21 protein-coding genes and 4 pseudogenes are annotated in these 26,968 nt (G+C 65.7%); 10 read left to right on the top strand and 15 right to left on the bottom strand.

Going from position 1 to position 26,968, the window contains the following annotated elements; translation table 11 throughout:
• Nucleotides 1-101: 101 nt before the first annotated feature.
• Nucleotides 102-310, top strand: a pseudogene (locus tag BLV97_RS11245) (transposase); the annotation flags it as partial.
• 29 nt (nt 311-339) lie between these two features.
• Here the strand turns inward: BLV97_RS11245 and BLV97_RS11240 are convergent.
• On the bottom strand, nt 340-957 hold the full coding sequence (locus BLV97_RS11240) for a TetR/AcrR family transcriptional regulator (RefSeq protein WP_035841538.1): 618 nt from the start codon (nt 955-957) through the stop codon (nt 340-342).
• Nucleotides 958-1,074: 117 nt separating this feature from the next.
• On the opposite strand from BLV97_RS11240, the gene BLV97_RS11235 reads away from it, so the two are divergent.
• Nucleotides 1,075-1,638 carry a carboxymuconolactone decarboxylase family protein gene (locus BLV97_RS11235; RefSeq protein ID WP_035841540.1) on the top strand — a complete coding sequence of 188 codons (564 nt, stop codon included), beginning with the start codon at nt 1,075-1,077 and terminating at the stop codon, nt 1,636-1,638.
• Nucleotides 1,639-1,864: 226 nt separating this feature from the next.
• Here BLV97_RS11235 and BLV97_RS11230 read toward each other — a convergent pair.
• Nucleotides 1,865-2,266: pseudogene (locus tag BLV97_RS11230) on the bottom strand (DDE-type integrase/transposase/recombinase); the annotation flags it as partial.
• Nucleotides 2,267-2,324: 58 nt separating this feature from the next.
• On the opposite strand from BLV97_RS11230, the pseudogene BLV97_RS11225 reads away from it, so the two are divergent.
• Nucleotides 2,325-3,360 (top strand): annotated as a pseudogene (locus BLV97_RS11225) (IS5 family transposase).
• Nucleotides 3,361-3,444: 84 nt separating this feature from the next.
• Here the strand turns inward: BLV97_RS11225 and BLV97_RS11220 are convergent.
• From BLV97_RS11220 to bhcA, 5 genes and pseudogenes are all read right to left on the bottom strand, one after another.
• Nucleotides 3,445-4,915: pseudogene (locus tag BLV97_RS11220) on the bottom strand (IS5 family transposase).
• 556 nt (nt 4,916-5,471) lie between these two features.
• Entirely contained in the window at nt 5,472-6,437 is a 966-nt protein-coding gene (gene bhcD / locus BLV97_RS11215) for an iminosuccinate reductase BhcD (protein WP_035846007.1), read from the bottom strand.
• A gap of 211 nt (nt 6,438-6,648) precedes the next feature.
• On the bottom strand, nt 6,649-7,812 hold the full coding sequence (gene bhcC / locus BLV97_RS11210; protein WP_035846009.1) for a 3-hydroxy-D-aspartate aldolase BhcC: 1,164 nt from the start codon (nt 7,810-7,812) through the stop codon (nt 6,649-6,651).
• Between the two features lie 42 nt (nt 7,813-7,854).
• A complete protein-coding gene (gene bhcB / locus BLV97_RS11205) occupies nt 7,855-8,823 on the bottom strand; it encodes a beta-hydroxyaspartate dehydratase BhcB (protein WP_035846011.1) in 969 nt (322 codons plus the stop codon).
• Entirely contained in the window at nt 8,823-10,013 is a 1,191-nt protein-coding gene (bhcA, locus tag BLV97_RS11200; protein ID WP_092164067.1) for an L-aspartate--glyoxylate aminotransferase BhcA, read from the bottom strand. Before bhcA ends, bhcB begins: the two co-directional genes overlap by 1 nt.
• A 168-nt stretch (nt 10,014-10,181) precedes the next feature.
• Between bhcA and bhcR the strand changes: the two genes are divergently transcribed.
• Nucleotides 10,182-11,030, top strand: coding sequence for an HTH-type transcriptional regulator BhcR (gene bhcR / locus BLV97_RS11195; RefSeq protein ID WP_035846014.1), 849 nt, complete (start codon nt 10,182-10,184; stop codon nt 11,028-11,030).
• Between the two features lie 193 nt (nt 11,031-11,223).
• Here bhcR and BLV97_RS11190 read toward each other — a convergent pair whose 3' ends face one another.
• Nucleotides 11,224-11,826 (bottom strand): DUF1989 domain-containing protein, encoded by a 603-nt coding sequence (locus BLV97_RS11190; protein ID WP_035846016.1) that lies wholly within the window; start codon nt 11,824-11,826, stop codon nt 11,224-11,226.
• A gap of 674 nt (nt 11,827-12,500) precedes the next feature.
• On the opposite strand from BLV97_RS11190, the gene BLV97_RS11185 reads away from it, so the two are divergent.
• From BLV97_RS11185 to BLV97_RS11170, 4 genes are all read left to right on the top strand, one after another.
• Nucleotides 12,501-13,610 carry a pyridoxal phosphate-dependent aminotransferase gene (locus BLV97_RS11185; RefSeq protein ID WP_035846054.1) on the top strand — a complete coding sequence of 370 codons (1,110 nt, stop codon included), beginning with the start codon at nt 12,501-12,503 and terminating at the stop codon, nt 13,608-13,610.
• An 89-nt stretch (nt 13,611-13,699) separates the two neighbouring features.
• Nucleotides 13,700-14,293, top strand: a complete 594-nt coding sequence (locus tag BLV97_RS11180; protein ID WP_035846018.1) for a heme NO-binding domain-containing protein — start codon at nt 13,700-13,702, stop codon at nt 14,291-14,293.
• 74 nt (nt 14,294-14,367) lie between these two features.
• A complete protein-coding gene (locus tag BLV97_RS11175) occupies nt 14,368-15,372 on the top strand; it encodes a GGDEF domain-containing protein (protein ID WP_035846056.1) in 1,005 nt (334 codons plus the stop codon).
• 189 nt (nt 15,373-15,561) lie between these two features.
• Nucleotides 15,562-16,362, top strand: a complete 801-nt coding sequence (locus BLV97_RS11170) for an HAD-IIB family hydrolase (protein ID WP_035846058.1) — start codon at nt 15,562-15,564, stop codon at nt 16,360-16,362.
• Nucleotides 16,363-16,398: 36 nt separating this feature from the next.
• Here BLV97_RS11170 and BLV97_RS21200 read toward each other — a convergent pair whose 3' ends face one another.
• On the bottom strand, nt 16,399-18,504 hold the full coding sequence (locus BLV97_RS21200) for an ATP-binding cassette domain-containing protein (RefSeq protein ID WP_176992648.1): 2,106 nt from the start codon (nt 18,502-18,504) through the stop codon (nt 16,399-16,401).
• Between the two features lie 6 nt (nt 18,505-18,510).
• On the bottom strand, nt 18,511-19,719 hold the full coding sequence (locus BLV97_RS11160; protein WP_051646281.1) for a sugar ABC transporter substrate-binding protein: 1,209 nt from the start codon (nt 19,717-19,719) through the stop codon (nt 18,511-18,513).
• Nucleotides 19,720-20,128: 409 nt separating this feature from the next.
• Between BLV97_RS11160 and BLV97_RS11155 the strand changes: the two genes are divergently transcribed.
• Entirely contained in the window at nt 20,129-21,397 is a 1,269-nt protein-coding gene (locus BLV97_RS11155) for an acetyl-CoA hydrolase/transferase family protein (protein WP_035846021.1), read from the top strand.
• A 52-nt stretch (nt 21,398-21,449) separates the two neighbouring features.
• On the opposite strand, the gene BLV97_RS11150 is transcribed toward BLV97_RS11155, so the two are convergent.
• The 4 genes from BLV97_RS11150 to BLV97_RS11135 all read right to left on the bottom strand — a co-directional run bounded on the left by BLV97_RS11150 (nt 21,450) and on the right by BLV97_RS11135 (nt 24,910).
• On the bottom strand, nt 21,450-21,935 hold the full coding sequence (locus tag BLV97_RS11150) for a GNAT family N-acetyltransferase (protein ID WP_373296458.1): 486 nt from the start codon (nt 21,933-21,935) through the stop codon (nt 21,450-21,452).
• A 38-nt stretch (nt 21,936-21,973) separates the two neighbouring features.
• A complete protein-coding gene (locus tag BLV97_RS11145) occupies nt 21,974-23,467 on the bottom strand; it encodes a hypothetical protein (RefSeq protein ID WP_035846023.1) in 1,494 nt (497 codons plus the stop codon).
• A 452-nt stretch (nt 23,468-23,919) separates the two neighbouring features.
• Nucleotides 23,920-24,213: an AzlD family protein gene (locus BLV97_RS11140; protein ID WP_035846026.1), complete on the bottom strand. Its 294-nt coding sequence runs from the start codon at nt 24,211-24,213 to the stop codon at nt 23,920-23,922.
• Nucleotides 24,206-24,910 carry an AzlC family ABC transporter permease gene (locus tag BLV97_RS11135; RefSeq protein ID WP_035846028.1) on the bottom strand — a complete coding sequence of 235 codons (705 nt, stop codon included), beginning with the start codon at nt 24,908-24,910 and terminating at the stop codon, nt 24,206-24,208. Before BLV97_RS11135 ends, BLV97_RS11140 begins: the two co-directional genes overlap by 8 nt.
• 93 nt (nt 24,911-25,003) lie before the next feature.
• Here BLV97_RS11135 and BLV97_RS11130 point away from each other — a divergent pair, with 93 nt between their 5' ends.
• Nucleotides 25,004-25,558 (top strand): helix-turn-helix domain-containing protein, encoded by a 555-nt coding sequence (locus BLV97_RS11130; RefSeq protein ID WP_035846030.1) that lies wholly within the window; start codon nt 25,004-25,006, stop codon nt 25,556-25,558.
• 333 nt (nt 25,559-25,891) lie between these two features.
• Here the strand turns inward: BLV97_RS11130 and BLV97_RS11125 are convergent, their stop codons facing one another.
• Complete coding sequence (locus BLV97_RS11125; protein WP_035846032.1) at nt 25,892-26,920, bottom strand: LacI family DNA-binding transcriptional regulator; 1,029 nt, start codon at nt 26,918-26,920, stop codon at nt 25,892-25,894.
• Nucleotides 26,921-26,968 lie beyond the last annotated feature (48 nt).

Below are 26,968 nucleotides of genomic sequence, written 5' to 3'. Positions count from 1 at the left end.
CGCGCGCACTTCGGGGGAAAACTTGTTCGTCGTCTTGCTCATGATGCTCCATCCTACTCAGGAGTTGGAGCCTCCGGCAAACCCGGCGCGGTTCAGTTTAGCGCAAGATATGCCTCGGCATCGACGAGAAAACACCGAAAGTTCGGGCCGTTGAGTTCACCTGCAGCGACATTGGAGATGCGCTATGCTTCCGGAATTGCTCGAACAGATCCCACCTGAACAGGAGATTGGCAGCGTCACGGCAGGCGGCGCTTATGACGCGTGCAAGTGCCACGATGCTATCGCCGACCGGGGTGCCCATGCCGCCATATTCGCGGCCGGTTCACAACGATCTGGCCTTCAGACAGACGCAGCGTCGCCGTTACGAGGCGTCAGTGCCTCCAGATCGCGCGCGATATCCTCGGCAAGCTCCGCCACCTTCCCCTGCGCGTCGCTACGCTGCGCATAGGCCCGCAGCCCGAAGATCTCGGCCTGCAGGCGGCGCGCCAGGCGCTCGGGGTCGGCGCTATCGGGAAGCTCTCCAGCCGCCCGCGCGGCTGCGAAGGCCGCCGCGAACTCGGCTTCCATGCCCTGCATCATCTCCTCGGTCTGGGGCCGCAGCACCGGGTCGTCATCCGGCGTCTCGAGCAGCGTCTTGACCAGCATGCAGGCCCGGGATGGCGCCGCCTCGGGCCGCACGCAGCCAAGCGCGCGCACATGGGCTGCCAGACCGGCGAGGGGCGATTTCGCCGCTTTCAGGCTCTGCCGCACCTGGTCGCGCGACTGGCCTGCATAGCGCCGCAGCGCCTCGGCGAACAGCGCTTCCTTGGAGCCGAAAGCGGCATAGATCGAGCCGGGACGCAGGTTCAGCGCCGTCTCCAGATCCTTCAACGAGGTCGCGCGATAGCCCTTGGCCCAGAACAGGGCCTGCGCCTTCGATACCACCTCGTCCCTTTCATAGCTGGCCTGCCTACCCATCTTTCTAGCGCTCGTTCTTTTGGTGAGTGATTGCTCAAAATATATCTTGAATGGTCGATCAAGTAAAGCTATGTGCTGCGATGCATATTGAGCATTCACTCAAAAAAGGATGATCCGATGACCGATTTCACCACTCACAGCCTGGATACCTCGCCCGAGAAGAGCCGCCCGCTCCTCGAGGCCAGTTACCGGAGTTTCGGCCGCGTGCCGGGGCTTCATGCGGTGATGGCCGAGGCGCCGGCACTTCTGGAGGGTTACCAGCAGCTGCACCGCCTGTTCTCGCAGGAGACCAGCTTCGATAAGGACGAGATGACGGTGGTCTGGCAGACGATCAACGTAGAGCATGCGTGCCACTACTGCGTGCCCGCCCATACCGGCATTGCCAAGGTGATGAAGGTGGACGACACGATTTCCGAGGCGCTGCGCAACGAGACGCCGCTGCCTAACACGCATCTGGAAGCGCTGCGCGGCTTCACCCTGCAGGTGGTGCGCCAGCGCGGCGAGGTGACCGACGCGCAGGTGCAGCGCTTCCTAGACGCGGGCTTCACCAAGCGGCAGGTCCTTGAGGTCGTGTTGGGTGTCGCGCAGAAGGTGATGTCGAACTACACCAACCACCTGGCGCAGACGCCTGTGGATGCCCCGATGCAGGCCTTCGCCTGGACGAAGGCCGCCAAGGCGTAAACAGGGATCTCCGGCTGCCCGACCGCAACCCCGCGGTCGGGCACGCGACTCGCGGGTACTGCAGCACGCAGTGCCGTGTCGCCAAGCGGGCCTTTGCCTTCTTCCGGGGTGCCTGGGCGGGACATATATTCTAACGTCCATTGACCGCCATTGGCCCGAGAACACCTGCGTTGGCACTGTCACGGTAAATCGTAATAGCCAGGAGCACCTTCCGGAGACAGCCTTGGGCCGCCACGATTTCATGCCAGTCGGCTGACGCCTCGGCGCGGAGGGTCTTCAGCCTGCGGCGGGAAATCAGATGGCGTTGGACATTGAAGTGGTTGGCGATGGCAGTGTGGGAAGAGCGGAAACGCTGCTCCGATCCGGGCGACTTGAATTGAATTTGTTGCCGCTCCCGGCGCCGGGTCGGCTGATTCGAAACCTCTGCGCGATTGTTTGACCGCCCGCCAGTGACGTGGCGATCGGTCAGGCCCAACTCGCGTAGGGCGGCGCCGTAGGACCGAAGCCGGTCCGTCACGATCGCTCCCGGGACGTGGCCCTGCCGCTTCAGCAATTTCCGCAGAAACTTGAGTGCCGCTTTCCGACCCCGCTTCGATTGAACCATAATGTCGAGCACCTCCCCCTGGCTCTGTTGCACAAATCCCTGAGGGGATTCATTTTTGAATCCAGGCTGATAGCCGGGTGGCATGAGCGGGCCGACACCCCTGACCTACCAGACCAGGAACTGGCCAGCCTATAGTGAAGCGCTCAAGCGCCGGGGCACGCTGACAATCTGGTTCGATCCCGAGATGAACTGGGAGGCTGCGCCGACCGGCAGGCGTGGCCGCCAGCAGAGCTTCAGCGGTGAGGAGGATCAGAAAACAGTCCGGGGGACTGTTTTCCTGACGAACGCCATCCAGACCTGCCTGTCCATGAAGGTGCTATTCGGCATGGCGCTCGGCCAAACGACCGGCTTCGTCGAGAGCCTGCTTCGACTGGTCTGCCTCGGCTGGCCGGCCTCGACTGGCCGGTGCCCGACTTCAGCGCATTGTCCCGTCGTCGGAAGACCCTGGCGGTGAATATCCCCTGTCGCCGATCCAAGGGCCGCTGCACCTGTTGATCGACGGCACGGGCATCAAGGTCGGGGGCGAAGCTGAGTGGCATGCCCACACGCATGGCGGCGCCAAACGACGGGTCTGGCGCAAGATCCACCTTGGGATCGACGCGCAAACGCCGGAGTTCCGGGCCGTCGAGATCACCGGCGGCCATATCGGCGATGCGCCGGTGCCGCCCGATCCGCTCGACCAGGTCCCGCAGGGCCAGGAGATCGGCAGCGTCACGGCAGACGGCGCGTATGACACCCGGAAATGCCATGACGCCACCGCCGGCCGCGGCGCTCATGCCGTCATTCCGCCCCGCGGGAACGCCAAGCCCCGGAAGCTGATCACTGCCGGTGCCAGGGCACGCAATGAGGCCCTGCGCGCCGCGAGATACCCTGGCCGGCCACTCTGGCGACGATGGAGCAGAGATCACCGCCGAAGCCGCGTCGAGATATGAGCCGGATCAGAAAACGATCCCGGGGATCGTTTTCTGATCCGGCGATTGGATGAACTGCGTGAAACTGCTGGCCAGCGGCTCATGGCCCGGGACTTCGATCGGCAGGTCGCCGAGATCCAGGCCCGCATTGCCATCCTGAAGGGCTGCACCGCACTCGGCAGACCCGTCACAGAGACCGTGGGATAAATCCCTCCAGGAAAAGGAGAGCCTCGCCCATCATCCGATTCGCGCAACAGAGCCAGCTTGAGTAGTCCGATCTGAACACCGGCATCAGGGGCCGACTTCAGCGTAGGGCCGCTGGTTTCCGGCTCTGAGCGCGGCCAGGACGGCGGTCAAAATCGCGGTGATTATGGCTCGGAGGTGGGCGAGGATCTTGCAGATGTCGTACCCGCAGCCGCAGAGGAGGGCGAAGATCGCGTCGCCGATGGTGCCCTTCAGCGGACAGCGGGCGAGACGCCCGTCGGATTTCATGTGGCCGATCTCGGGCTCGATGGCGCTGCGACGCCGGAGCAGCTTCGCGAGAGCGGGCGTGATGCCCTTTCGGGTTCCGCTGATCAGCACCTTCGTCGTCTCCACCCCGTGCCCTCGATAGCCGCGGTCGACCACGGCGAGCGAAGGCTTCTGCTCGGTCAGGATCTCGACCTGCTCGAGCGCTTCCGACAGCGTGTGTCCGTCGTAGGGGTTGCCAGGGAACGCGCGGGTGCCCCCGACGAAGCCTCCGTCGATCGTGGTCGCGATGCTGACCTTGGTGCCGAATTCGTAGCGCATCCGCGCCTTGCCCTTCGAGATGCAGTCCACCTCCGGCTCATGCAGGGCGTAGATCTTGCCCTGGCTCTTCGGCCCCTGGTGCAGGAGCCGGCTGACCAGCCAGAGAGCCTCAACGACGCGGTCTCGCAAGGTGCCGCCCGGGATCTCGTCGAGGTGGCGGCGCAGGTCGCGCATGACACGACCCGTGTAACCCTTGAGCTTTCGCAGCGCCTTGCGCATGCGGCGGAACTGCCGGGCATGGGCGTAGCGACCCACCTGTAAAGCCAGCCGTGGCGCGAGGCGATTGTAGGTCTGCCGCAGCTCGATCCCGGCCTCCGCGGCCAGGGCAACCAGCTGGCGGCGCGCCTTCTCGTAGAGCCGGGCGTCCGTCGGATGGGCGATCATTCCGGGGGCTTACGCGGCTGCACTGCAGCCACGGTCCCCCTTCATATTATCCATGACGATGGTGTCGACCGCGACCCGGGACAGGCTGCCATCGTCAACCGCGCCGGACTTGCGCCCGGCCTCGATTGTCTTCGTCAGCAGCCACTCCGCGTTCGGCGCAGCGCTCGGACCGATGGCGCGCGGCGCCTTTCCCTCGCCGATCCGCTTGCGCCACCGCACAAGCGACGAGGGATCGATCGGCGGGCGGTGCTGGAGTGAGGCGGAGATCAAATCGATCCAGTGGATCGATTTGCCGCCGAACGGTCTCACCGGTGAAGTGTTGGTAGTATGGGTTTTCCACCCAGCGTGCGATCACCGCCTCATCGGAGAGCCCGTAGGCGTGCTGAAGATACAAGAGGCCGGCCACCAGCCGGGGCGATGTCGCCGGTCGGCCAGTCGTCGACGGGAAAAACCCGGTCCATTCACTCTCGAAGAACTCCCAGTCGATCAGCTCTGAAAGCTTCGCCAGTTCGTGGCGCATGTCGATCATGTCGACCAGGCGGGGGCGCAGGAGATCGTCTTGTTCCTCGGGGCGCGGACGGTGCTTCATCACGGCTTCCAAATCTGCAAGGTTTTCAAAGAAATCATATGAAACCTTGAAGCCAAAGGCGACCCGAAGGCCACCTGAATCACGCAAAATCAATGCCGTAGGCATTGTTCAGGCCGGACTGAGTAAATCGGGCTCCGCCACGAAGATGCGATCTCCCCGCGCGCGATGCGCGGCAACACCCCATTTTCGAACCAGGCAGTCGTGGGCCCCGAGTTCAGCAGCTATGTCGCCGGGCGTATCTCCGCCTTCCTCGATGCGCCGCGTTGCCTCTCGTTTGAGGCCATTCGGCCAGACGTTCTTCCCCGCGGGGCTCGTCTTAATTGTGAACCCCGCACCTCTCGGTCTGCCATCTTCGCCTCCTGTGCTCGTCTGGAGCTACAGATATCACGGCGGCCAAATGACTGTGCAGGGGGCAAAATGTGGGCCACATGCGACGCTTACCCTCAAGGTGTGAGGATCACCATTGCGACCAACCCGGTCGGAAAGAATGTCTGCGTTCGGCATCCTGATCTCCATCCCGCTGGCGACATCACCGGCGGTTCGGGGTGCGCCGACGTCAGAAATCGACCTCGATGGCGGCGCCCTTCTCGACGGCAAGCGCGACCACGGATGCGGCAACGGCAAGGTCCTGAAGACCGACGCCGGTGCCATCGAACAGCGTGATCTGCTCTTGCGACGTGCGGCCCGGCAATGTGCCGTTGATCACCGCACCAAGCTGCGCGATGTCGCTTTCCCCGATCAAACCTTCCGCAATGGCATGTTGCGCTTCCCCGATCGTGACGGACTGCGCGATTTCATCGGTGAAGACGGTCGCGCGGGCAAGCAATGCCGCCTCGACTTCCTGTTTGCCCTTGGTATCGGTCCCCATGCAGGCGACGTGGCAGCCGGGGCTTACATGCTTTGCCATCAGAGAGGCCGCGTAGGCCGAGGTAATCGAGATGATCACATCCGCTTCGCGCATACCGTCAAGTTCGACGGCTTCGAACGGCACCCCCGCTTCGGCCGCGACCTTCTCGATCCTTGGCAGCATTTCGGGGTGATAGTTCCAGCCGATGACTTTCTCAAACGCGCGTTGCTCCAACGCGGCGCGCAACTGGAAAGTCGCCTGGTGGCCGGCGCCGACCATGCCCAGTACCTTTGCATCCCGGCGAGCCAGATGCTTGATCGAAACGGACGAGGCCGCCGCGGTGCGCAGGGCGGTCAGCAGGTTGCCCCCCACCATCGCCTTGACCATGCCGGTATCGGCGTCGAACAGGAAAACGGTGGACTGGTGATTGATCAGCCCGTGCCGTTCCAGGTTGTTGGGCCAGTAGCCGCCCGCCTTGAGGCCAAGCGTCAGACCCGCCCGATCGAACCCGCCCTTGAAGCCGTATAGCGCATCTTCATGCCCGATAGCTTCGCGTATGACGGGAAAGTTGTAGGCATCCCCCGACGCCATGGCGGCAAAGACCTTTTCGACGGCGTCGAAGGCCGCTTCTCGGGTCATCAGGTCGGCAATTTCGCGTTCGGGTACGATCAACATGTCTTCTTCTCATTCGTTTCGCTTTGGGAACCCCCGTGCAGCCCGCCACCGCGGCTCGCGGGCCGGAGGTGCTTTCGGGCCCGGCCGGCAAAGTAATCTGAAACGGAGGCGTCGTTGGTGCGCCTGCGTGCCTGTGCCGGAAGCTGCGCCCGCACACGGGCGATGATCCGGCCGCTCAAGGGCCGGACCTTCCTGCCTTGATGGGGGTGGATCAGTACGCACGCCCGCGCGCAGAGACAGGCCACAGGCATTCCACCTTGCCGTTCCGCAATCCGACATACCAATCATGAACGTTGGCGGTCGGGTCGCAGTGGCCCGGCACGAGTTTGAGCTTCTCGTTGATCTTCAGCACGTTCTTCGGATCCAGGACGACGCCGTGCTCGTCCGAGCATTTGATGTATTCGATGTCATCGCGACCGTAGACGACGGGCAGGCCCGAATCGACCGACTGGGCCTTGAGGCCCGCATCGACGACGGCGCGGTCCGGCTTGGCGTGGCTCATGACCGAGGTCAGGATGAAGAAGGCGTTTTCCCATTCGCCCTGGTCGATCCGTTTGCCGTCCTTGTCGTGGATACGGCCGTAATCGGCATCCATGAAAGCGTAAGAGCCGCATTGAAGCTCGTTGTAAACGCCCGAATTGGATTCGAAGTAGTAGGAACCGGTGCCGCCGCCGCCGACGATATCGCACGCCATGCCTTCGGCCTTGAGCGTGTCGACCGCGTCCTTGACCATCGCAACGGCGACGTCGATCTTCGCTTTGCGCTCCTCATAGCTTTCGAGGTGCTGCATCGCGCCCTGATAGGCTTGGATGCCGGCGAATTTCAGACCGTCGGCGGCCTCGATCGCCTTGGCGATCTCCACGACCTCGGGCGTCGTTGTCACGCCGCAGCGGCCCGCGCCGCAATCGATTTCGACCAGACATTCGATCTGGGTGGCGTGCTTGCGCGCCGCCGCCGACAGATCTGCGACATTGGCCAGATCGTCCACGCAGACGATCGTGCGCGCGCCCAGCTTGGGCAGGCGCGCCAGCCGGTCGATCTTTGCCGCGTCGCGCACTTGGTTCGAGACAAGAATGTCCCTGATCCCGCCGCGCGCGAAAACCTCGGCCTCGGATACCTTCTGGCAGCAGACGCCACAGGCGCCGCCCAACTCTTGTTGCAGCTTCTGCACATCCACCGACTTGTGCATCTTGCCATGCGTGCGGTGGCGCATGCCGTGTGCCTTGGCGTAATCGCCCATCTTCCGGATGTTGCGCTCCAGCGCGTCGAGATCCAGAACGAGGCACGGGGTCTGGATCTCGGCTTCGGACATTCCGGGTTTGGCCGGGATGTCAAAGCCAACTTCGAATGCGTCGAGATCGGTCATGTCTTTCATGTCCATACTCCTTGGTCGGTATTCAAGTCTTCAGGGTCCAGGTCAGGCGGCGCCGAGCCAGGGCAGCTTGTCCAGGTCGACGTTGCCGCCGGTGACGATCAGGCCGACGCGCTTGCCCCGGAACGCTTCCGGGTTCTTCAGGACGATGGCCAGCGGCACGGCCGAGGACGGCTCCATCACGATGCGCAGATGCTTCCACGTCAGCTTCATCGCCGCGATGATTTCGGGATCGGAGGCCGTGTAGATTTCGCTGACATGGCTCGACACGAAGTGCCAGGTCAGCTCTTTGAGCGGCACCAGCAGGCCATCGGCGATCGTCTTCGGGGCGTCATCGGCGATGATGTGGCCGGCCTTGAAGCTGCGATAGGCGTCGTCGGCCTGCTCGGGTTCGGCGGCGATGATCTTGGTTTCGGGCGCCAGCGTCGACAGGGTCAGGCAGGTGCCCGAAACCATGCCGCCGCCGCCGATCGGGGCCACGACCATGTCGAGACCATCGGTCTGTTCGATGAATTCCTTCGAACAGGTGCCCTGTCCCGCGATGACGCGCGGGTCGTTGTATGGGTGAACGAAATCGCCACCGGTTTCTGCCTGCACCTTGGCAAAGGTTGCTTCTCTGGCGCTGGTCGAGGGCTCGCATTCCGTGATCTTGCCACCGTAGCGGCGCACCGTATCCTTCTTCGCCTGGGGGGCGGTATGCGGCATGACCACGTTGCAGGGGATGCCCCGGCGCATCGCGGCATAGGACAGGCACGAGGCATGATTGCCCGACGAATGCGTCGCCACCCCCTTGCGGGCCTGCGCGTCATCAAGGCCGAAGACCGCATTCGCCGCGCCGCGCACCTTGAACGCGCCCGGCTCCTGGAAGTTTTCGCATTTGAAGAACAGCTCGGCGCCGGTCAGCTCGTTCAGGTAGTCGGAGGTGCGGACCGGCGTGCGACGGATATGCGGCGCGATCCGCTTGTGCGCGCCGAGCATGTCCTCATAGGTCGGGATATAGATCTGGTCCCTCATCACGCGGCATCCTTCCGCGCCACGGCGGCGTGGCCGCGATAATAGTCCTGCGCGGCGGCAACCCCAGAGCCGAGTTCGATCTTGAGGCCGAGATCCGCCATGCACATCTCGGCGGTGGCGATGCCGGACAGCGCCATGACATCGGTCAGGCTGCCCAGATGGCCGATGCGGAACACCTTGCCGGCCACCTCGCCCAGGCCGACGCCGAAGGCGACGCCGTATTTGTGGGCGGCGTGGGTCACGATGTCGGTGGCGTTGAAACCTGCCGGGGTGCGGACCGCGCTGACCGTGTCGGAATAGACGGAAGGATCCACCGCGCAAAGTTCCAGCCCCCAGGCCCCGACGGCGGCGCGGACGCCTTGCGCAATGCGGTGATGCCGGGCGAAGACGTTTTCCAGCCCTTCTTGCAACAGCATTCCGCAAGCCTGATTGAGGCCATTCAGCAATCCGACGGCGGGCGTGTAGGGATAGCCGTTGTTCTTGTACCCCTTGGCCATGTCATTGACGTCGAAGAAGGTGCGCGGCAGGGTGCTTGTGCGGGTGGCGTCCATCGCCTTCTCGCTGAAGCCGACGATGGCGAGACCGGCGGGCAGCATGAAGCCCTTCTGCGAGCCAGCGACAGCGACATCCACCTTCCATGCGTCAAAGCGGAAATCGATCGACGCGATCGAGGACACACCATCGACGAACAGCATTGCAGGGTGGCCTGCCTGGTCGAGCGCCCGGCGCACGGCGGCTATGTCCGACTTCACGCCGGTGGCGGTCTCGTTGTGCGTCGCCAGCACGGCCTTGATTTCATGACCTTTGTCCTTGGTCAGAATCTCTTCAAAGCGGTCCGCCGGAAGGCCTTCGCCCCAAGGGGTTTCCACGACCTGCACGTCCAGGCCATGGCGCCGGCACATGTCGATCCACCGGTCGCTGAACATGCCGTGGCGGGCGGCAAGCACCTTGTCACCGGCGGACAGGGTGTTGCTTAGCGCCGTCTCCCAGCCACCGGTACCGGTGGACGGGAAGATGAACACCTCGGCGCTTTCGCTTTTCAGCACCTTTCGTACGCCCTCGCGCGCGGGGTGCAGGATCTGGCCGAACAGCGGCGAGCGGTGGTCGATCGTCGGCATGTCGCAAGCCTTGCGCAGGCTTTCGGGGATATTGGTCGGGCCGGGAATGAAAACAGGATTCTGAAAGCTCATGCAGGGTCTCCTTCGGTCGCTGCCCCTACAATACAAGCTGCGCGACCCTGCCGATATTTTTTTGAAATTGATTTTCACTTTCGTGGAGTCTGTATTAATGTATTACTATCCAGCAGGTTATGTTTTTCATATGGCGAAGTGATCTTTCATCCGGGCCAAGGGGGTCTTATGAAATCGCAAGCGAACGCCTCTGGGGGCGGCCGAAGGGCGCGCGGCAGGCCGCGTGGCTGGGACGACAAGACCGCGCAGAACACGATCAAATCTCTTGATCGCGCGATGGAGGTCTTCGAGTATCTGAGCGAAGCTCAGGGCAAGCCGCTGACGATGCTTGCCGATGAAATGGGTCAATCCCCCGCGACGGTCTACAGGATCCTTGTCACGCTCGAGGGCCACAGGCTTGTCGAATTCGACCATGAGGAACAGGTCTGGCATATCGGCACTGGCGCTTTCGTTATCGGGGCGCGGTACCTGCGGCGGACAAGCCTGGTGGATCGCGCAAGACCAATCATGCGCAAGTTGATGGAAGCGACGGGCGAGACCGCCAATCTGGGGATCGAAAGAGAAGCCGCCGTTCTGTTCCTGAGCCAGGTCGAAACCCACGCGAATATCCGCGCCTTCTTTCCACCCGGGACATTGTCGCCGATGCATGCATCCGGCATCGGGAAAGCTTTGCTGGCCCACATGGACGAGGATCGGCTGGACAGATTGCTTGCCAGAACGGATTTGCAGGCCTTCACCGAACACTCGATCACCGACCGGTCGGCGCTGAAGGAGGATCTCAAGACCATTCGGGCCCGCGGATTTTCGGTCGACAACGAAGAGAAGAACCTGGGAATGCGTTGCATCGCGGCCCCCGTCTTCGACATGAACAAGGAGGCCGTCGCCGGCATATCGGTGTCCGGTCCGACCCACAGGGTCGACGAAGCCGAGATCGAGCGACTAAGCAGTGCGGTTATCGGCGCGGCTCATCAGTTGACGCTGGCAATCGGCGGTGGCGCAACCGAGCCGCGGTCATGACATGGATCGGCCCCGAACGGGACGCTGTGAACAGCCTGCGCGCATCGTGTGGCAGGCTGCCTTCAGCTTCGGTGAGGCCTGGTTGGGCAGCTGCACGGTGCAGAACCCGCGAGATCGGGCCCCATGAGAAACAAGTTTGCGAAAACGAAGCGTTACGTCTTCTCAGCCGTGCGACGACGGGCGAGTCCGCAGCTCAGCCGAGCAGGCTGTAATGCACCTCGGTCGGGGTGCAGGCGGCGCCGTTGATCGGGATCATGTCTTGCGGGCATGCAGACAGCACGACGACGCAATCCATCGCGGCCCTAAGGGTCACATAGTCGCCGGGCTTGCAAAGCGGTGCACCCCAGATGACGCCGCCGTCGGGGCCTATCGGAATGTTCATCCAGAGGTTTAGCGGGCTGGGGCATACTGGCGCCTCCAGACCCACCTCGGCCAGTGCGCTGGCAAGGTTGTCGGTGCAGTTGTCGTGATCGTTGTCGCAGCCGAGCAGCGCGTAGCGGTGGCGGTCGCAGGCCGCGATCACCGTGTCATGGCGCCCGGGGGAGGTATCCCGTTCCAGCGTCAGGATCGGTCGGCGGTGGTTGGTGACCAGCGCATCGCCTTCGGCCGGAAAGATGCTTTCGAGCGTCGCGTGCAGGTGCGCCATCGACATGAACTCGGTCATATCCGCGGCGTTGAAGCACCAGGTATCGACCACCTGTTGGCCATGGGTGTTTATGATTTGAATCGCCTGCCCTTCGGCCAAGGAAACGGCGCGCCCGCGACGCGCCGGAACCAGGTGAAGCTCCCTTGCCATTCTCGATCTCCGTCCTTGGGCAGCAGCGCGACCCTTCCGCGAACACCTTCGCCGTTGGCTTGGTCAGCGTCAATCTGAAGCACGACCGCAGAGAGGCCCTCCTGAAGGATCGCTGGCGGCAACCCCAAGGCCGCTTCCGACCATTGGCCGAGCGAAGCCGGCACCCGAGGTTCGAAGGCTGCCCCAAGCCGACGGAACTGCTGCCGGTTCGGTGGACGCCGGGTCAGGTTTGCACAGCCCACGCGTCGAACGCCGCGGGATGGGGGACCGAGCGTGGCATGGCGCTGCGGCGGAACGAAAAAGCGCGGGATGCAATCGGATATACCGGGTCGGGCGGCGCCGCGGAGGCGAGGGGCCTTGCGCGTGGCCCTCGGTCTTCGGCGGCGACAAGAAGCGCGACACTGCTCGAATGGCTCGTCTTGCAAGGCTGCCCGCGCCGATCGGTTTGCGCCCAACTCGGACTGGCACCAACCGGATGGCAAAGCAGCCCCCCTTTCGGCGCCGCGATTTGACCCATTGGCCTGGACGAGACCGGGGCTAAGGACGCCGTTCTCGCGGTGCATGGAAGCGTTGCCGGTCTCGCCGGTCCCGCCAAGGCTGGCGGCGGCGAAGACGACGATGCAGAGAGCACGACCACTTGCGCAAATCCCCGATTTCGGCTCTTGATCGCGACCATGATCGGACCCCGTTATACCCCGCTTGTCGCCAGCCTGCCCGAAACCGTTCCCTTCGTCGGCCCCGAGACGCAGGAGCGACTGCGCGGCCGCCCGTTTCGCGCCCGGATCGGCGCCAACGAATCCGTCTTCGGGCCCTCGCCGCGTGCCGTGGCCGCGATGCGGGCCGAGGCGAACGAGGTCTGGAAATACGGCGACGCCCAGAATCACGAACTGAGACAGGCCCTTGCCGCCCATCACGGCGTGGCCGCCGAGAACATCATCGTGGGCGAGGGGATCGACGGCCTTCTTGGCTATCTCACCCGCCTGGTGGTGGCGCCGGGCGACGCGGTGGTCACCTCGGATGGAGCCTATCCGACCTTCAACTACCATGTGGCGGGTTTCGGCGGTGTCCTGCACAAGGTGCCCTACCGCGACGACCGGGAAGACCTCGAGGCGCTGATCGCCAGGGCGCGCGACGTGGCGCCGAAGCTGATCTATCTGGCCAATCCCGACAACCCGATGGGTACGGCGCATCCCGCCGCATCCGTCGCCGCGATGGTCACCGAGGTGCCAGAGGGCAGCCTGCTGATCCTGGACGAGGCCTATATCGAATTCGCCCCGGATGGCCTTGCGCCCAGGATCGACCCCGCCGATCCTCGGGTGATCCGGATGCGCACCTTTTCAAAGGGCTACGGCATGGCTGGCGCGCGCGTCGGCTATGCGATCGGGGCCCCCGACCTGATTGGTGCCTTCGACAAGATCCGCAACCATTTCGGGATGAGCCGGATCTCTCAGGCCGGGGCCCTGGCCGCGCTGGAAGATCAGGCCCACCTTGCGCAGGTCCGCGCCCAGGTCGCCGCCGCGCGCGACAGGCTGGCCGCCATCGCGGCCGAGAACGGGCTGGCCGCATTGCCTTCGGCCACCAATTTCGTCGCCATCGATTGCGGCGCCGACGGCGATTTCGCCCGCCGCGTGCTGGCCGAACTGGTCGCGCGCGATATCTTCGTGCGCATGCCCTTCGTTGCGCCGCAAGATCGCTGCATCCGCGTCAGCTGCGCGCCCGAAACAGAGATGGCGGCCTTCGCCGAGACGCTGCCCCAGGCGCTGGCGGCGGCCCGCGCGGGCTAGGGCAGGGGGGCGCGCGGCGTAGCATCCGCCACCGCTAGGCATTTCTTAACGCCCACGGCCTAGGTTTCCCTGCAAATGGAGGGATGCCTATGCACGGGCTGGTCAACCGCTCGATCCAATCCTTTCTGCGGGACACATACGGTCCCGCCCTGTGGCACGCGGTTGCGCGCTCGGCCGGGCTCGGTTTCGACAGTTTCGAGCCGATGCTGATCTATGACGACGCCTTGACCGAAGCGGTGCTGGGCGCGGCCGCGCATCACCTCGATCGGCCGCGCGACTCGGTGCTGGAAGACCTGGGTACCTACCTTGTCTCGCATCCCCATCTTGAGCCGCTGCGCCGGTTGCTGCGATTCGGCGGCGTGGATTTTCTGGACTTCCTGAATTCGCTGGACGATCTTCCGGGGCGCAGCCACATGGCGGTGCCCGATCTTGATCTGCCCCAGCTGGAACTGATCGAGGAGGGGGGCGATCACTTCACCCTGATCTGCTGCGGGGGGCCAAAGGGGTTTGGCCATGTGATGGTCGGGATCCTGCGGGCGATGGCGGATGATTACGGCGCGCTGGCCATGCTGGACCATAACGGATGCGAACGCGGCTGCGAACGGATCCAGGTTCATCTGCTTGACCATGCCTTCGCCCAGGGCCGCCACTTCGACCTTGCAGCCGGGAGCACCGGATCGTGAGCGCGCGGCCAGAGAATGGCGCGCGGCCGCTTTCTGCAGCCGCGGCCCAACGCCTGCGCCCAGCCGCGGCTTGCGTGACGGATACGCTTGGCCTGACATCGATCGCGCTGGCCCGGTTGATGCCGATGTACCTGTGGTTGGGGCGCGACGGGCTGATCCGCGGCGCGGGGCCGACCCTGGCGAAGATCCTGGCCGGGCCGGATCTGTCGGGGCGGGATTTCTTCGCAATCTTCCAGGTGCGGCGTCCCCGCGGGATCAGCGGCATGGCAGGCCTGTCGCGCCATGCCGGCGCACGCCTTCAATTGCGCCTGCGCGATGGCCCGCGCACCGGCTTCCGCGGCTTGGCGGTGCCGGTTGCCGGCCAGGGCGGGATGCTGATCAATCTGTCCTTCGGCATCGCGGTGGGGCAGGGCGTGCGTGTCCATGCGCTCACCAACGCGGATTTTGCGCCTACGGATCTGGCCGTCGAGCTGCTTTACCTGACCGAGGCGAAGGCCCTGGTCATGGAAGAACTGAACGACCTCAACCGTCGGCTCGAAACCGCCCGCCGCGACGCCGAGACCGAAGCGCTGACCGACACGCTGACCGGGCTGGTCAACCGCCGCGGCTTTGACCAGGAATTGGAAGCCCTGATCCGGCAGGGCGGGCCCTTCGGGTTGATGCATCTGGATCTGGACTACTTCAAGCAGGTCAACGACACGCTGGGCCACGCCGCCGGCGATCATGTCCTGGGTGCCGCCGGCCAGCGCCTGCGGGGCGAGATGCGTAGCATCGACATGATCGCCCGGGTCGGCGGTGACGAATTCGTGCTGCTGCTGCCCGGGATCGACCGGGCCGAGCGGCTTTCGGCGATTGCCGAGCGCGTGATCGCCCGGCTGAGCCAGCCGATCGACTATGCCGGGGCGCCGTGCCGCATATCGGCCAGCGTCGGGATTACCCGGTCCAGCGCCTATGATGCTCCGGTCGCGGCCCGGATGCTCGCCGATGCCGATGCGGCGCTCTACGCTTCGAAGCATGCCGGGCGGGGGCGCTGGACGCTTTGGCATGATCCGGGGAAAGGCCCGCCCCGCAGCGGCTGAACCCCCCCGTTCCCCCCCAGTTCCGCGCCCCGTTTCGCGCGACCCGTCGCTGTCCGGTCCCCCCGCGGGCTCTGACAGGCCGGGCAGGCGCCACGGCTCTTGCGCTTTCGCGGCGGGGGGGCGTTGCCCTTGGGGCGTCGATGCGCAAACGTCCCGACGCGCCGAATCGGCCGCCGGAAGGGGATGACGATGCAAGCTATCAGCGATATGCCGGCCGCCGAGGCCGCCGCGATAGAGGTGCTTTTCACCGATATCGACGACACGCTGACCGAAGACGGCCAGTTGCCGGCGCTCGCCTATGCCGCGCTTGAGGATCTGGCGCGGGCGGGTATCGCGGTGGCGCCGGTCACGGGGCGCCCGGGCGGCTGGTGCGATCTGATCGCCCGGCTTTGGCCGGTCGCCGGCGTGGTGGGCGAGAACGGCGCCTTCTATTTCGCCTATGACCGCGCCGCGCGCCGGATGCGCCGCGAATTCGTGGCCGGCCCCGAGGAACGGCGCGCCAACCGCGCCCGGCTCGACGCATTGGCGATGCGCATCCTCGACGAGGTGCCGGGAGCGGCGATTGCCTCGGACCAGCTTTACCGCGAGGCCGATCTGGCGATCGATTTCTGCGAAGACGTGCCCGCGCTGGACCGCGCCGCCGTGGCCCGGATCCAGCAGCTTTTCACCGAGGCCGGGGCGGTCGCCAAGGTGTCCTCGATCCATGTCAACGGCTGGTTCGGGGACTATGACAAGCTGACCATGTGCCGCCGTTTCGCCGCCGAGGTTCTGGGCCGCGACATCGATGCGCAGAACGCGCGCATGGCCTTCGTCGGCGACAGTCCCAACGACGCGCCGATGTTCGGCTTCTTTCGCAACAGCTGCGGCGTGGCCAATGTTCTGCGTTTCAGGGAACAGCTGGAGGCCGAGCCCGCCTATGTCGCGCGGGCCGAGGGCGGGGCTGGCTTTGTCCAGATCGCGCGGCACCTTCTGGGCGCGCGCGGGGTGTGAAAGGCGGGGCGCCGCGTCAGGGCGCCCCGGCCGATGTCAGCGCGCCGTCTCGCCCCGGCGGCGCACCACCACGTCCACCGTGATCGCGGCCAGCAGCACCAGCGCGGTCGCCATCAGCTGCACTGCCGCCGGAAGACCCAGCAGCGCCATGCCGTTGACGATTGCCGCGATCACCACGCCGCCCAGAACCGCATGCAGCGGATGGCCGCGCCCGCCGAACAGGCTGGTGCCGCCGATCACCGCGGTCGCCACGACGTAAAGCACGATCGTGCCGCCGTCGAAGCTGGTCGAGATCGACTGCAGGCGCGAGGCATAGATGATGCCCCCCAGCCCCGCCGTCGCCGCGGCCAGCGTGAACGCCGCCATGCGGATCCGGCTCAGGTTGATCCCCGCGCGCCGCGCGGCCTCGGCATTGCCGCCGATCGCCAGGACGTAGCGACCGAACCGCAGCCGTCCCAGAACGAAGCTCCAGACCGCGAGCACGGCAAAGACGATCGGGATCACCCAAGGCATGCCGTTCAGCGGGAAGGCCGGCACACCGCGATTGGCGTTCGAGATCAGCACCAGAACCACGCCCGCGACGATCGCGACGCCGATCTTCGTCAGCGTCAGCCCCATCGGCGGGGCGACCAGGCCGCTCGACCGGCGCTTGGCGTCGCGCAGGAAGGTCAGTACCGCGAAGACCGCCAGCACCACCGCCGTCAGCCCCCAGCCCATCGCGGGGCTGAGCGTGCCGTTCGACAGGTTGTTGATGGTCTGGCTCTGGATCGGGATGGTCCCGCCCTGGCCCAGCAGCTGGATCATGAGGCCCTGAAAACCCAAAAGTCCCGACAGCGTCACCACGAAGGATGGCAGCCGCAGCTTGGTGATCAGAAGACCCTGGATCGTGCCCAGCGCCCCGGTCGCCAGCAGCGCGGCCAGGATCGCGGCCCACCAGGGCCAGGCGACCGAAGGCTGCACCAGGATCGTCGCCACCGTGGCGCCGATCCCCGCGACGAAGCCCAGCGACAGGTCGATCTCTCCCAGGAGCAGCACAAAGACCTCGCCCATGCCGATCAGCATGAAGACGGCGCCCTGCACCAGCAGGTTGACGATGTTGCCCGAGGACAGGAACTTGTCGTTCTGGCTTTGGAACAGGATGGCGATCAGGATCACCCCCAGCACCACCGGCAGCACGCCCGATTGACCGGCCAGAACCTTCGACCAGACGCCGCGCAGGTATTGGCCGAAGCTTTCCTCGCGCCCCGCGCCGACCACCGCCGTCGTGGCCTTGCCCGCGCCCGACGCCAGCGCCTCGGCATTTTCTCGCGCGTTTTCATGCGCGATCGACGGCGCAGCGGTCGCCTGACCGGGCGCCACCACGTGATCGGATTCGCCGGTGGTCATCAGTTCCACCACCCGCTGGGTGTCGAACGCCTCGACCGGGCCCTGACCCGCCATCCTGCCCAGGCGCAGCACCGCGATCCGGTCGGCGACGGCGAAGACGTCGTTGAGGTTATGCGAGATCATTACAACCGCAAGGCCCTGATCGGCCAGCCGCCGCACCAGTTGCAGCACCTGACCCGTCTGGGCGACGCCCAGCGCAGCGGTGGGTTCGTCCAAGATCACCAGCTTCGAGTTCCACATCACCGCCTTGGCGACGGCGATGGACTGGCGCTGCCCGCCCGACAGCGCCGCCACCGGCGCCCGGATCGAACGCAGCGTGGTCACCCGCAGGCCCGCCAGTGTCTCGGCGGCGGCGCGTTCCATCGCGTCCTCGTCCAGCACCCGGCCCGACAGGCGCTCGCGCCCCAGGAACATGTTCTGCACGACGTCCAGGTTGTCGCACAGCGCCAGGTCCTGATAGACCACCTCGATTCCCAGCGCGGCGCTGTCGCGGGGGCTGCGGATGCGGACGGTTTGGCCCTCCCACAGGATCTCGCCGCCATCGGCCTCGTGGATGCCGGCGATACATTTGGTCAGCACCGACTTGCCGGCGCCGTTGTCGCCCACCAGCGCGGTCACCTGACCGGGGTAGACTTCGAAATCGACACCGCCCAGGGCCTGGACGGCGCCGAAATGCTTCTCCAGACCCCGGATGCGCAGCAGGGGGGCCTGCTGCGCCTGATCGGGGCCGGATCCGGTCGTCTTCGGATCAGCCATCTTTGGTTACGGCTTGATACCGGCGGCCTTGCAGGCCTTCGCCACATCGCCGGCGCAAAGCTCCTTGGGCTTGACGAAGCCGTCCTTGACCACGGTCGCGGCCATGTTCTTCGGCGTCACCCAGATCGGCGTCAGCAGCACCGAAGGCACCTCTTTCTTCTCTTGCCCGTCCATGGTCTTGCCGTTCACCAGCCCGGCCGGCGGTGCCATCTTGGCGCGCAGATAGACTGCCAGCGCGACCGAAGCCTGTGCCTCAAGATAGATCGGCTTGTAGACCGAGCCGCATTGATAACCCGTCAGCACGTTCTGCATGCCGGTCAGCGTCGCGTCCTGGCCGGTGGTCGGGAAGCGGTGCGGCGGCACCTTCAGCGATTTCAGGTAGGAAATCACCGCGTTGGCGTTGCCGTCGTTCGGCGTGACCACCGCGTTGATGGAATTGTGCGCGGTGAACTGCTGCTCGAACGTGGTCCGCGCGCGCGCCGGATCCCAGGTGCCCGCCGGTTCGCCCGCGTTCTTGTAGGCGCCGGATTTGAACTTCGGCCCAAGGACTTCCATGTAGCCCTTCTTGAACAGCGTCGCGTTGTTGTCGGTCGCGGCGCCGGCCGTCACCAGGATGTCCGGCTTCTTGACATGCCAGGCCGCCAGGCACTGTTCCATCCCCTTGCCGATCAGCCGGCCGACCTCGACATTGTCGAAGCTGACGTAATAGTCGCGGTTGCCGCCCAGGGTCAGGCGGTCATAGTCGATCACCGGAACGCCATGGGCCTTGGCGTATTTTTCCACCGCCGCGCCCGAACCCGACGAGATCGGATCCAGCAGCAGCACCGTCGCGCCCTGCGAGATCGCGGTCTGCGCCTGGGTCAGCTGATCGGATTCCGAGCCTTGGGCGTTGGTGATGATGTAGTCGTCCTTCGACAGCCCGGCCTTGGAGAAGGCCTCCTCCAGATAGGGCTGATCGAACGAGGTATAGCGCGCCGAGGTCGTGGTTTCGGGCAGCAGCACCGCGATCTTGCCCTTGCCCTTGGCGACCACGTCCTTCAACTGCGCCATCGCCGAGAAGTCGGGCGTGAACGAGTTGGCGGTCAGGCCGGTCGCGGCGTTCGCGGCGAGGCCCGACAATGCCAGCGCCAGCACGGCCGAGCCGGCAAGGGCGGTGCCTGCGCGCGCTTTGCGCGTCAGGTCGGATTTCGGTTTCTCCAGTGATCTTGCAGCCATTCTTTCCTCCTGAAGCGGGTCTGTATCACCCTGTTCCCCGGGCGTTTGGGCGGCTTTCGTGAGAAGGACAACCCGCGGACTCCATCCTCCGGTAGCGCTATCATCCCGTAGCTAAGGTATAGCTTCGTCGCAAGGGATGGCGGCCGTTTATGTGTTTTGCGGGTTTTTTGCCCGCCCTAAAGCTGCGGTCTCACGCGCATGTGATATCGGAGTCGCCCGATGACCTTCGGGCGCCCCGGTCAAGCCATGGCCGCGGCCTAGAACGAATGCGGATCGATTCGGCCCCGCCGCTTGACTTCGCTGCGTCGAGGGGCATCCTGTTGCCTCCGCCAGGCCGGGTGTCGGCCCAGATCCGGGCCAGGTCCGGCTTGCACCGGCGTCTTCAACCGGGGAACGGGGGGCGAAAGAGATGAAGATCCAGCCGCTTTCCGATTTCTCCTTCGTCCCACACCTTCGGCCAGGCGACCGGATCTTCGCCGGTCAGGCCACGGCCGAGCCTCGCGGGCTGCTCAGGCGCCTGCTGGAAGAAGCGCGCGCCGGCCTTTTACCACAGGTACGCCTGTTCGTCGGGCCGATCTATTCCGACACCTTCGCGCAGGGCCTGCCCGACAGCATACAACTGGAAAGTTACGGCGCGATGGGCCGGCTTTCCGCCCTGGCGCGGGCCGGGCGGATTTCGGTCTTTCCCGCGCATCTCAGTGCGCTTGGCCGCGAGATCGAGGCCGGGCGACTGCGTGCCGACGTGGCGCTTTTGCAATTGCGCCCGGCGCCCGAGCGCGCGGGTTGGAACCTGGGGCTGGCGCGGGATCTGATCTTTCAGGCAGCGGCGCGGGCACGCTGCATCCTGGGCGAGCATCAGCCGGGGATGCCGGCCTGCCATGGCGGCGATTTCCCCGCCGATCTGCCCCTGGCCGCGCTGGCCCGGGCCGAGACTGGACCGGTCGAATTGCCGGTGCCGCCGCCCGATGCGACGGCGCGCGCGATCGCGGCGCATATCGCGGCGCTGGTGCCGGACGGCGCGGTGCTGCAACTGGGCATCGGGACGATCCCGAATTCGATCTGCGCCGCGCTTGCCGGGCATCGCGATCTGGGGCTTCATTCCGGCGTGGTCGGCGACGGGCTTGTCGATCTGGTCGAAAGCGGCGCGCTGACCAATGCCCGCAAGGAACACGACCGGGGCATCAGCATCGCCGGCATCGCAATGGGCACGCGGCGGTTGAACGACCATGTCGACGGCAACCGCGCGTTCCGTCTGGCGGGTCCCGAGATCACCCACGATCTGGCCACGATCGCCACGCTTTCCAGGGTCCATGCGATCAATTCCGCGCTTGAGGTCGATCTGACCGGCCAGATCGGCGCCGAGGCCGTTGGCGGGCGCTATCTGGGCGGCGTCGGCGGGCTGGTGGATTTCCAGCGCGCCGCGCAGGCCTCGGCCGGGGGGCGGGCGATCATCGCGCTGCCGTCGGTGACGGCGGGCGGCGAAAGCCGGATCGTGGCGCGCGTCGGCACAGTCACCTGCGCGCGTTCGGACGCGGATGTCTTCGTCACGGAACATGGCGTGGCGGATTTGCGCGGCCAGCCGTTCGAGGCCCGCGCGCGCCGCATGATCGCCATCGCCGCCCCCCAGCACCGCGAGGCGCTGGACCGGGCCTGGCACGCGATGCGGGGGCGCGCCTAGGGCACCGCGTTCAGTCCTGGGGTTGATCTGCCAGGCGACCGCCCCGCTGCCGTCAGGACAAGTCACACGTCATGAACACGCTGTTGGGGTCGTCGCGATAATTGCCGAAGGGTGGGCAGATCCGGAAACCCGCCGCCGCATACAACGCCCGCGCCGGGGCGAATTCGGGCTCGGCACCGGTTTCCAGGCTCAGCCGCGTCAGGCCCATGGCGCGCGCCTCGGCGACCAGGTGCTCCAGCATCCGCCGTGCCAGCCCACGGCCGCGGACCTCTTGCGCCACATGCATCGACTTGATCTCTCCATGACCGCCCGGCAGGCGCTTCAGCGCGCCCATGCCAATCACCTGTTCGCCTTCTTGCATGGTATAGAAGGCGATATCCGGCCCGGCCAGATCGGCAGGCGCGAGCACATGAACGCTTTCGGGCGGCGAGATTGCCCTCATCAGCGCCACATGCCGCGCCAGCAGCCGCGCCACACCCTCCGACAGCGGGTCGCCGCGTGTGATCACTGGCCCGGCGACGGGCGCGGCAGATGCCACCGCGCCCTCCGGCAGCCCGGCCGGTCGTTTGCTGGCCGTCACTTCATCGGGCCCATATCTTGCCCGTTGATCAGCAGATGACCCTCGGCAGAGGATGTGATCTGCCAGGTAAGATCGCCATTCGGCTCGGCCTTTCCGAAGCCACGGGCCAACATCAGCATCGGTATAGCGCGCTGCTTCATCGGCGGCGGGAAGGCGTCGAGCGCTTTCAGAACCGCGTCGAACCCGGTCATCTTCACGGTGAAGTCCAGATCAGGCTTGGCCGGCGGCGGCCCGACCTGGGCCGAACCCGTCAGCGACAGCGCATAGTTCTTGCCGGTCACCTCACTTTGGCGGGTCCCGAGTGTTACCCGACCGTTGGGCAGAAGCGCATGGGTCAGCTTTTCTTCGGCGGCGGGCCCTTTCAACGTCGTACCGGCCTCCAGCGCGTTCAGCAGGATCTTCGCTGCGGCGGCCGGGTCGAACTGGCTGGCGTCGAAATTCAGCGAAAGCGTCTGCGGGACCAGAGGCACCGCCCAGGGCGGGACGATCCCTTCCGGCAGGTGCGGCCCCTCGATGCTGACGGTTTCGCCGAACTTTCCGTCGGCGACCGCGCCATTCGCGCCAAGTGCTAAGCGAACCTTGTCGGCGCCGACCGTGCCGACCGGGGTTTCCACCGACACGTCGTCAAGCTGCGCATCGGCGCCATAATGATCGAAGATCGGCAGCGCGGTGCGGATCAGCCCGGCGAGTTCGGTCTTGGAGGTCTCGAGTTCGGCCTGCGTGCGGTGGGCCAGGAACCAGTGGTAGAGCGCCAGCATGCCAGACCAGCGCAGCCCCTGCGCCTTCGTGTCCTGGGTCATGGTCTTGGCGGTCACTTGCAAGGTGGTCGTTTGCGGCGGCGTGCCGTCCTGGACCGGCCCGGCGGGCACGATGATCGTCTGGGTCAGCCCGGCAAGCTGCATCTTGTTGGAAAAGTTCACGGCCCCCTCGGAGCCGGCCGCGCCATGGCTTTGCGACTGCGCCGACCGGATCGTGTAATCGACCTTCGACACCTGCTTGCCCTTGTCGAAGGAGGTCGCGCTGTAGACGATCCCCTTGGCGTCCAGGGTGGAAGAGCGGAACAGCTTCAGCGCGCTGTCGAAGGTGCCGGTCGAGGACAGCGACGCGATCGAGATCTTCTGCGTCGTCAGGCCCTTGGCGTCGATCGCGATGTCAAGCGGCTGTTCGGCCAGGTCCAGCCCCCACAGCCCGCCGCCCTGATCGGTCAGGCGATAGGTCAGCACCGGCAAAGAGACCTTCACCTCCGGCGGAAGCTGGGCCAGCAGCGGGCCCGGATCTATGCGCAGCTTGTAGTGATCGCCGTCCGGGGTGACCGAAACGACCCCAGGGACATTGTCGAAATATCGAGCCAGCTCGGTCTCGACCCGGGTGGCCTGTGTCTGGGTCGCGGCGGCCGCCCATGCCGGGGCGACATAGGCAGACGACACAAGAGCCGGGGCCGCAAGCGCCAGCGCGATGGACAGCGCCTTTGCGGCGTGCAGGAAATTCATGACAAACGCTCCTGTTGTCAGAACCGGTGAATGATTGCGCCCCGGTCGGCGGGATCGGGGCGGTTCGGCGGAAGTGTGGCGCCCGGCGGCACGCTTGTCCAGTTCGCGATGGTGCAGTCTGGAAACCGGAATCACATTCGTGCGAAATGTGCTGCGATCGCAGCGTACCATCACCATCTTGGAAGTCCGGGTTTTAATCAGCTGATCAAGCGCGGCAGAACCCCTGCACGAGATCCCGCAAGCCCGGGGGCTTGCCAAACGACGCATCCGCCGAACGGGGTTCGCGTTCTGGCATCGTCGTTGGGGAACGGGCCGGGGCCTCAAATGGTCTCATCCGAAGTCGTCCGGCGGATGGCATTATCGTCCATACCGCTGTACCCGGGGCACGGAACGTGGGTGAATTTTCTGCGGTGGCGTCGTCGGGCGCGCGGCCGGAATGCTTCGGAACTATTTTACAGCGCATTCCTGACAACCGCGACCGCAACAAGCCCGGCCAACATGGTGAGCGGCAAGTTCCGAGTTGCCAGCGCAACCGCGAGGGCGATCGCGGAGGCCACCCATTCCGCCGGGCCGCCCTGAATAAGAAGCACCGTCAGAAGGGCGACGATCAGGCTGCCCGGCAGTGCCTTCAGCGCCCGCGCCCAGGGGCCGGAGGCCGGGAGGCGCGCGCCCAGCAGATAGCCTGAAAGGCGGATCGTGAACGTGCCGGCGGCAAGGCCCGCGATGGTGATCCAGGCGCTAGTCACAGCCGCGCACCCCCGCCACGGCGGCCCCGGCCAGCCCCCCGGCAATCAGCGCCCAGGACGGATCGATCGGGGCGAAAAGTCCCAGCGCGGCCGCCAGACAGGCCGATGCCATCCAGGGCAAGAGATCGCCTCGCCCCCGCCACAGGTTGCGCGCGATCGCGATGAAGGCCGCGGTAAAGGCGAAACCGAGGCCAAGCGCCGAAGGGTCCGGCAAGAGGCCCGAGAATTCGGCGGCAAGGCCCGTCACCAGCACCCACATCACGATCAGGCTGATGCCGCCACCGACAAGATACCAGTAGCCCACGGGCCGGCTTCGGCGGGTGGCATGCATCAGGGCCCAGTTCTCGTCCGAGGTCAGATGCACGCCCAGCGCCACCTGCCACCAGGGCCGTCCGGCGAATTCGGCGCGCACCGAGGCCGTCATCAGCAGAATGCGCAGGTTCAGCGCGCATCCCGCAGCGATCGCCAGCGCGGGCCCGGCATGCGAGGCCAGCCGCTCGACCGCGACGATCTGCGCCGCGCCCGCGAACACGAGCAACCCCATCGCCCCGGTCTGCGCGCCGCCCATGCCGATCTGCCCCGCCATCAGCCCGAAGGCCAGCCCATAGACCGCTACGCCGAAGGTAAGCGGCGTGATGTCGCGCAGCCCGGCCAGAAACTCTGCACGGGCGTCTGCGGTTGGCTGGCGAAGCGTCATGTCGGAGTCTCTGGTCACGATGAACAGCGTTCGATATGGTGAGCATGTCAGAAGGCGTTCGTCAAGGCGAACGATAGTCTACTATTGCGAACGATGCCCGAGAAACCGACCACCATCATCGCGGATGCCATCCGCCGCGAGCGCGCGCTTGCGCAGATGAGCCTTTCCGCCCTGGCCGCCAGGGCCAACCTGGCCAAATCGACGCTTTCGCAGCTTGAATCCGGCAAGGGCAACCCGAACGTCGAAACACTCTGGGCGATTGCGACGGCGCTCGGGATTCCGTTCAGCGCCCTGTTCGAAAGCGCGTCGACCCACAGCCAGCTTATCCGCGTGGAAGAGGGAGTGGAACTGACGGCGGGAGAAGCGGGCCTGGCGACAGTGCTTTTGGACAAATGTCCCCCCGATCGGCGGCGCGACCTATACCGCGTACGGCTTCGGCCGGGTTCGGTCCGCGAGGCCGAAGCCCATCCGCGCGGCACCGTCGAGCATGCTTTCGTCTGCAACGGTCGGGTAAGGCTCGGCCCGGCGGGGGGGAAGGCCGAACTTGGGCCTGGCGACTATTTCCGCTACGACGCCGATATCGCGCATTCCTACGAGGCGCTCGGCGGCGAGGCGCTGATCTTGGTTGTCATGGAAAGCGGTCGATAGCCCTCGCTGACGTGGGGCGTTCATGCGCGGGTCGCCGGATGATGACCTCTTTCACAGGTATGGGGGGCTCGGCTCGATCGCGAAGTTCCGGGAAGGGGCTTCACAGGAAGCCCGGACCCGCCCGCTCTCCGCCTGCTGGCGCGAGGCACAGCGCGCTGTTGTGCGAAAGCCCGGATGGATGCCCTTGGCCCCCAGCCGCGACTCGCCATCAGATAGCCTGATGGCGGAGTCGGAGGTGTCGCGCCGGGGCTATGCGACGGGGCCGCAGGTATTGGCGACGTGCCGCGCCAAGGCTGGTGAAGTCGGCCTCGTCGGCGCCGAGGGCGAGCATTCTCATTCTTCGGTGGCGGCGACTTGGCGCACCGAGCTGCGCTTGACCAGTTCCGGGGCGAGCCGGGTGCGCTCGGGCATCGCCGCGCCGGTTTCGAGGTGGTCGATAATCACGCTGGCGGCGCGATGGCCCAGTTCCGACACTGGCTGACGGATGGTCGTGAGCGGCGGCGCGGTGAAGGCCGCGATCTCGATGTCGTCATAACCCATGACCGAGATCTGGCCGGGTACCTCGAGCCCGCATTGATAGGCGGCGCTGAGCGCGCCCACCGCCATGACGTCGTTGAAGCAAAACACCGCCTGCGGCCGTCTCGCGGGCGGCAGGGCCAGAAGCGCGCGCATGGCGCGGTCGCCGCCCGCGACATCCGGCTCCGAGGCGATGGCCAGCGCCGGGTCGAAGGGGATGCCCCGGCGCGCCAGCTCCTCGGTGAAACCCCTGAAGCGGATGGCCGAACGGGGGTGTTCCAGCGGGCCGGTGATGCAGGCGATGCGGCGAAACCCGCCCCCCGCCAGATAGGCGGCGGCCAGGGTGCCGCCGGCCAGACTGTCGTCGGCGATCGTGGAGGCCGGGGCTGCATCCTCGTCGTCGAGCGCCACGGTCGGCACGCCGGACGCCCGGGCCAGCTCGGCGGTCAGGCCCGGTTGCTGGTTCGACGACAGGATGATCAGCGCGTCGATGCGTTTGGCGCGCAAGGTGGCGAGGTAACCCTGCACCTTGTCTCGGTCGTCCTCGGAATTACACAGGATCAGGCTGTAGCCATGGGTGAAACAGGCGGCTTCGACACCGTGGATCAGCGCCGCGAAGAAAGGGTTGGTCGAAGATGTCACGATCATCCCGATGGTACGGGTGCGATGGCCCTTGAGCGCCTGCGCGACACCGCTCGGCGCGAAGCCCAGCCGCGCGATCGCCGCGCGCACGCGTTCGGCCGTCTCGGACGAGACGAAGCGGGTGCCGTTGACGACATGCGAGACGGTGCTGTTCGACACCCCGGCTTCGCGCGCGACATCCTTGATCGTGACGTGGTGTTTCATGGCCCTCGGGATAAAAGGCGGCGCCGGCAGGGACCGGCACCGCAGGGG

The sequence above is a fragment of the Allgaiera indica genome (assembly GCF_900106675.1).
GTDB lineage: Bacteria > Pseudomonadota > Alphaproteobacteria > Rhodobacterales > Rhodobacteraceae > Acidimangrovimonas > Acidimangrovimonas indica.
The sequence above is the reverse complement of the archived record's forward strand: the minus strand, read 5'-3'. Positions and strand labels throughout refer to the sequence as shown.

What these genes read in the sequence shown, in the direction of transcription:
- BLV97_RS11240 (WP_035841538.1), bottom strand. Translation starts at nt 957, where the DNA reads ATGGGTAGGCAGGCCAGCTATGAAAGGGACGAGGTGGTATCGAAGGCG.
- BLV97_RS11235 (WP_035841540.1), top strand. Translation starts at nt 1,075, where the DNA reads ATGACCGATTTCACCACTCACAGCCTGGATACCTCGCCCGAGAAGAGC.
- bhcD (WP_035846007.1), bottom strand. Translation starts at nt 6,437, where the DNA reads ATGTTGATCGTACCCGAACGCGAAATTGCCGACCTGATGACCCGAGAA.
- bhcC (WP_035846009.1), bottom strand. Translation starts at nt 7,812, where the DNA reads ATGAAAGACATGACCGATCTCGACGCATTCGAAGTTGGCTTTGACATC.
- bhcB (WP_035846011.1), bottom strand. Translation starts at nt 8,823, where the DNA reads ATGAGGGACCAGATCTATATCCCGACCTATGAGGACATGCTCGGCGCG.
- bhcA (WP_092164067.1), bottom strand. Translation starts at nt 10,013, where the DNA reads ATGAGCTTTCAGAATCCTGTTTTCATTCCCGGCCCGACCAATATCCCC.
- bhcR (WP_035846014.1), top strand. Translation starts at nt 10,182, where the DNA reads ATGAAATCGCAAGCGAACGCCTCTGGGGGCGGCCGAAGGGCGCGCGGC.
- BLV97_RS11190 (WP_035846016.1), bottom strand. Translation starts at nt 11,826, where the DNA reads ATGGCAAGGGAGCTTCACCTGGTTCCGGCGCGTCGCGGGCGCGCCGTT.
- BLV97_RS11185 (WP_035846054.1), top strand. Translation starts at nt 12,501, where the DNA reads ATGATCGGACCCCGTTATACCCCGCTTGTCGCCAGCCTGCCCGAAACC.
- BLV97_RS11180 (WP_035846018.1), top strand. Translation starts at nt 13,700, where the DNA reads ATGCACGGGCTGGTCAACCGCTCGATCCAATCCTTTCTGCGGGACACA.
- BLV97_RS11170 (WP_035846058.1), top strand. Translation starts at nt 15,562, where the DNA reads ATGCAAGCTATCAGCGATATGCCGGCCGCCGAGGCCGCCGCGATAGAG.
- BLV97_RS21200 (WP_176992648.1), bottom strand. Translation starts at nt 18,504, where the DNA reads ATGGCTGATCCGAAGACGACCGGATCCGGCCCCGATCAGGCGCAGCAG.
- BLV97_RS11160 (WP_051646281.1), bottom strand. Translation starts at nt 19,719, where the DNA reads ATGGCTGCAAGATCACTGGAGAAACCGAAATCCGACCTGACGCGCAAA.
- BLV97_RS11155 (WP_035846021.1), top strand. Translation starts at nt 20,129, where the DNA reads ATGAAGATCCAGCCGCTTTCCGATTTCTCCTTCGTCCCACACCTTCGG.
- BLV97_RS11145 (WP_035846023.1), bottom strand. Translation starts at nt 23,467, where the DNA reads ATGAATTTCCTGCACGCCGCAAAGGCGCTGTCCATCGCGCTGGCGCTT.
- BLV97_RS11135 (WP_035846028.1), bottom strand. Translation starts at nt 24,910, where the DNA reads ATGACGCTTCGCCAGCCAACCGCAGACGCCCGTGCAGAGTTTCTGGCC.
- BLV97_RS11130 (WP_035846030.1), top strand. Translation starts at nt 25,004, where the DNA reads ATGCCCGAGAAACCGACCACCATCATCGCGGATGCCATCCGCCGCGAG.
- BLV97_RS11125 (WP_035846032.1), bottom strand. Translation starts at nt 26,920, where the DNA reads ATGAAACACCACGTCACGATCAAGGATGTCGCGCGCGAAGCCGGGGTG.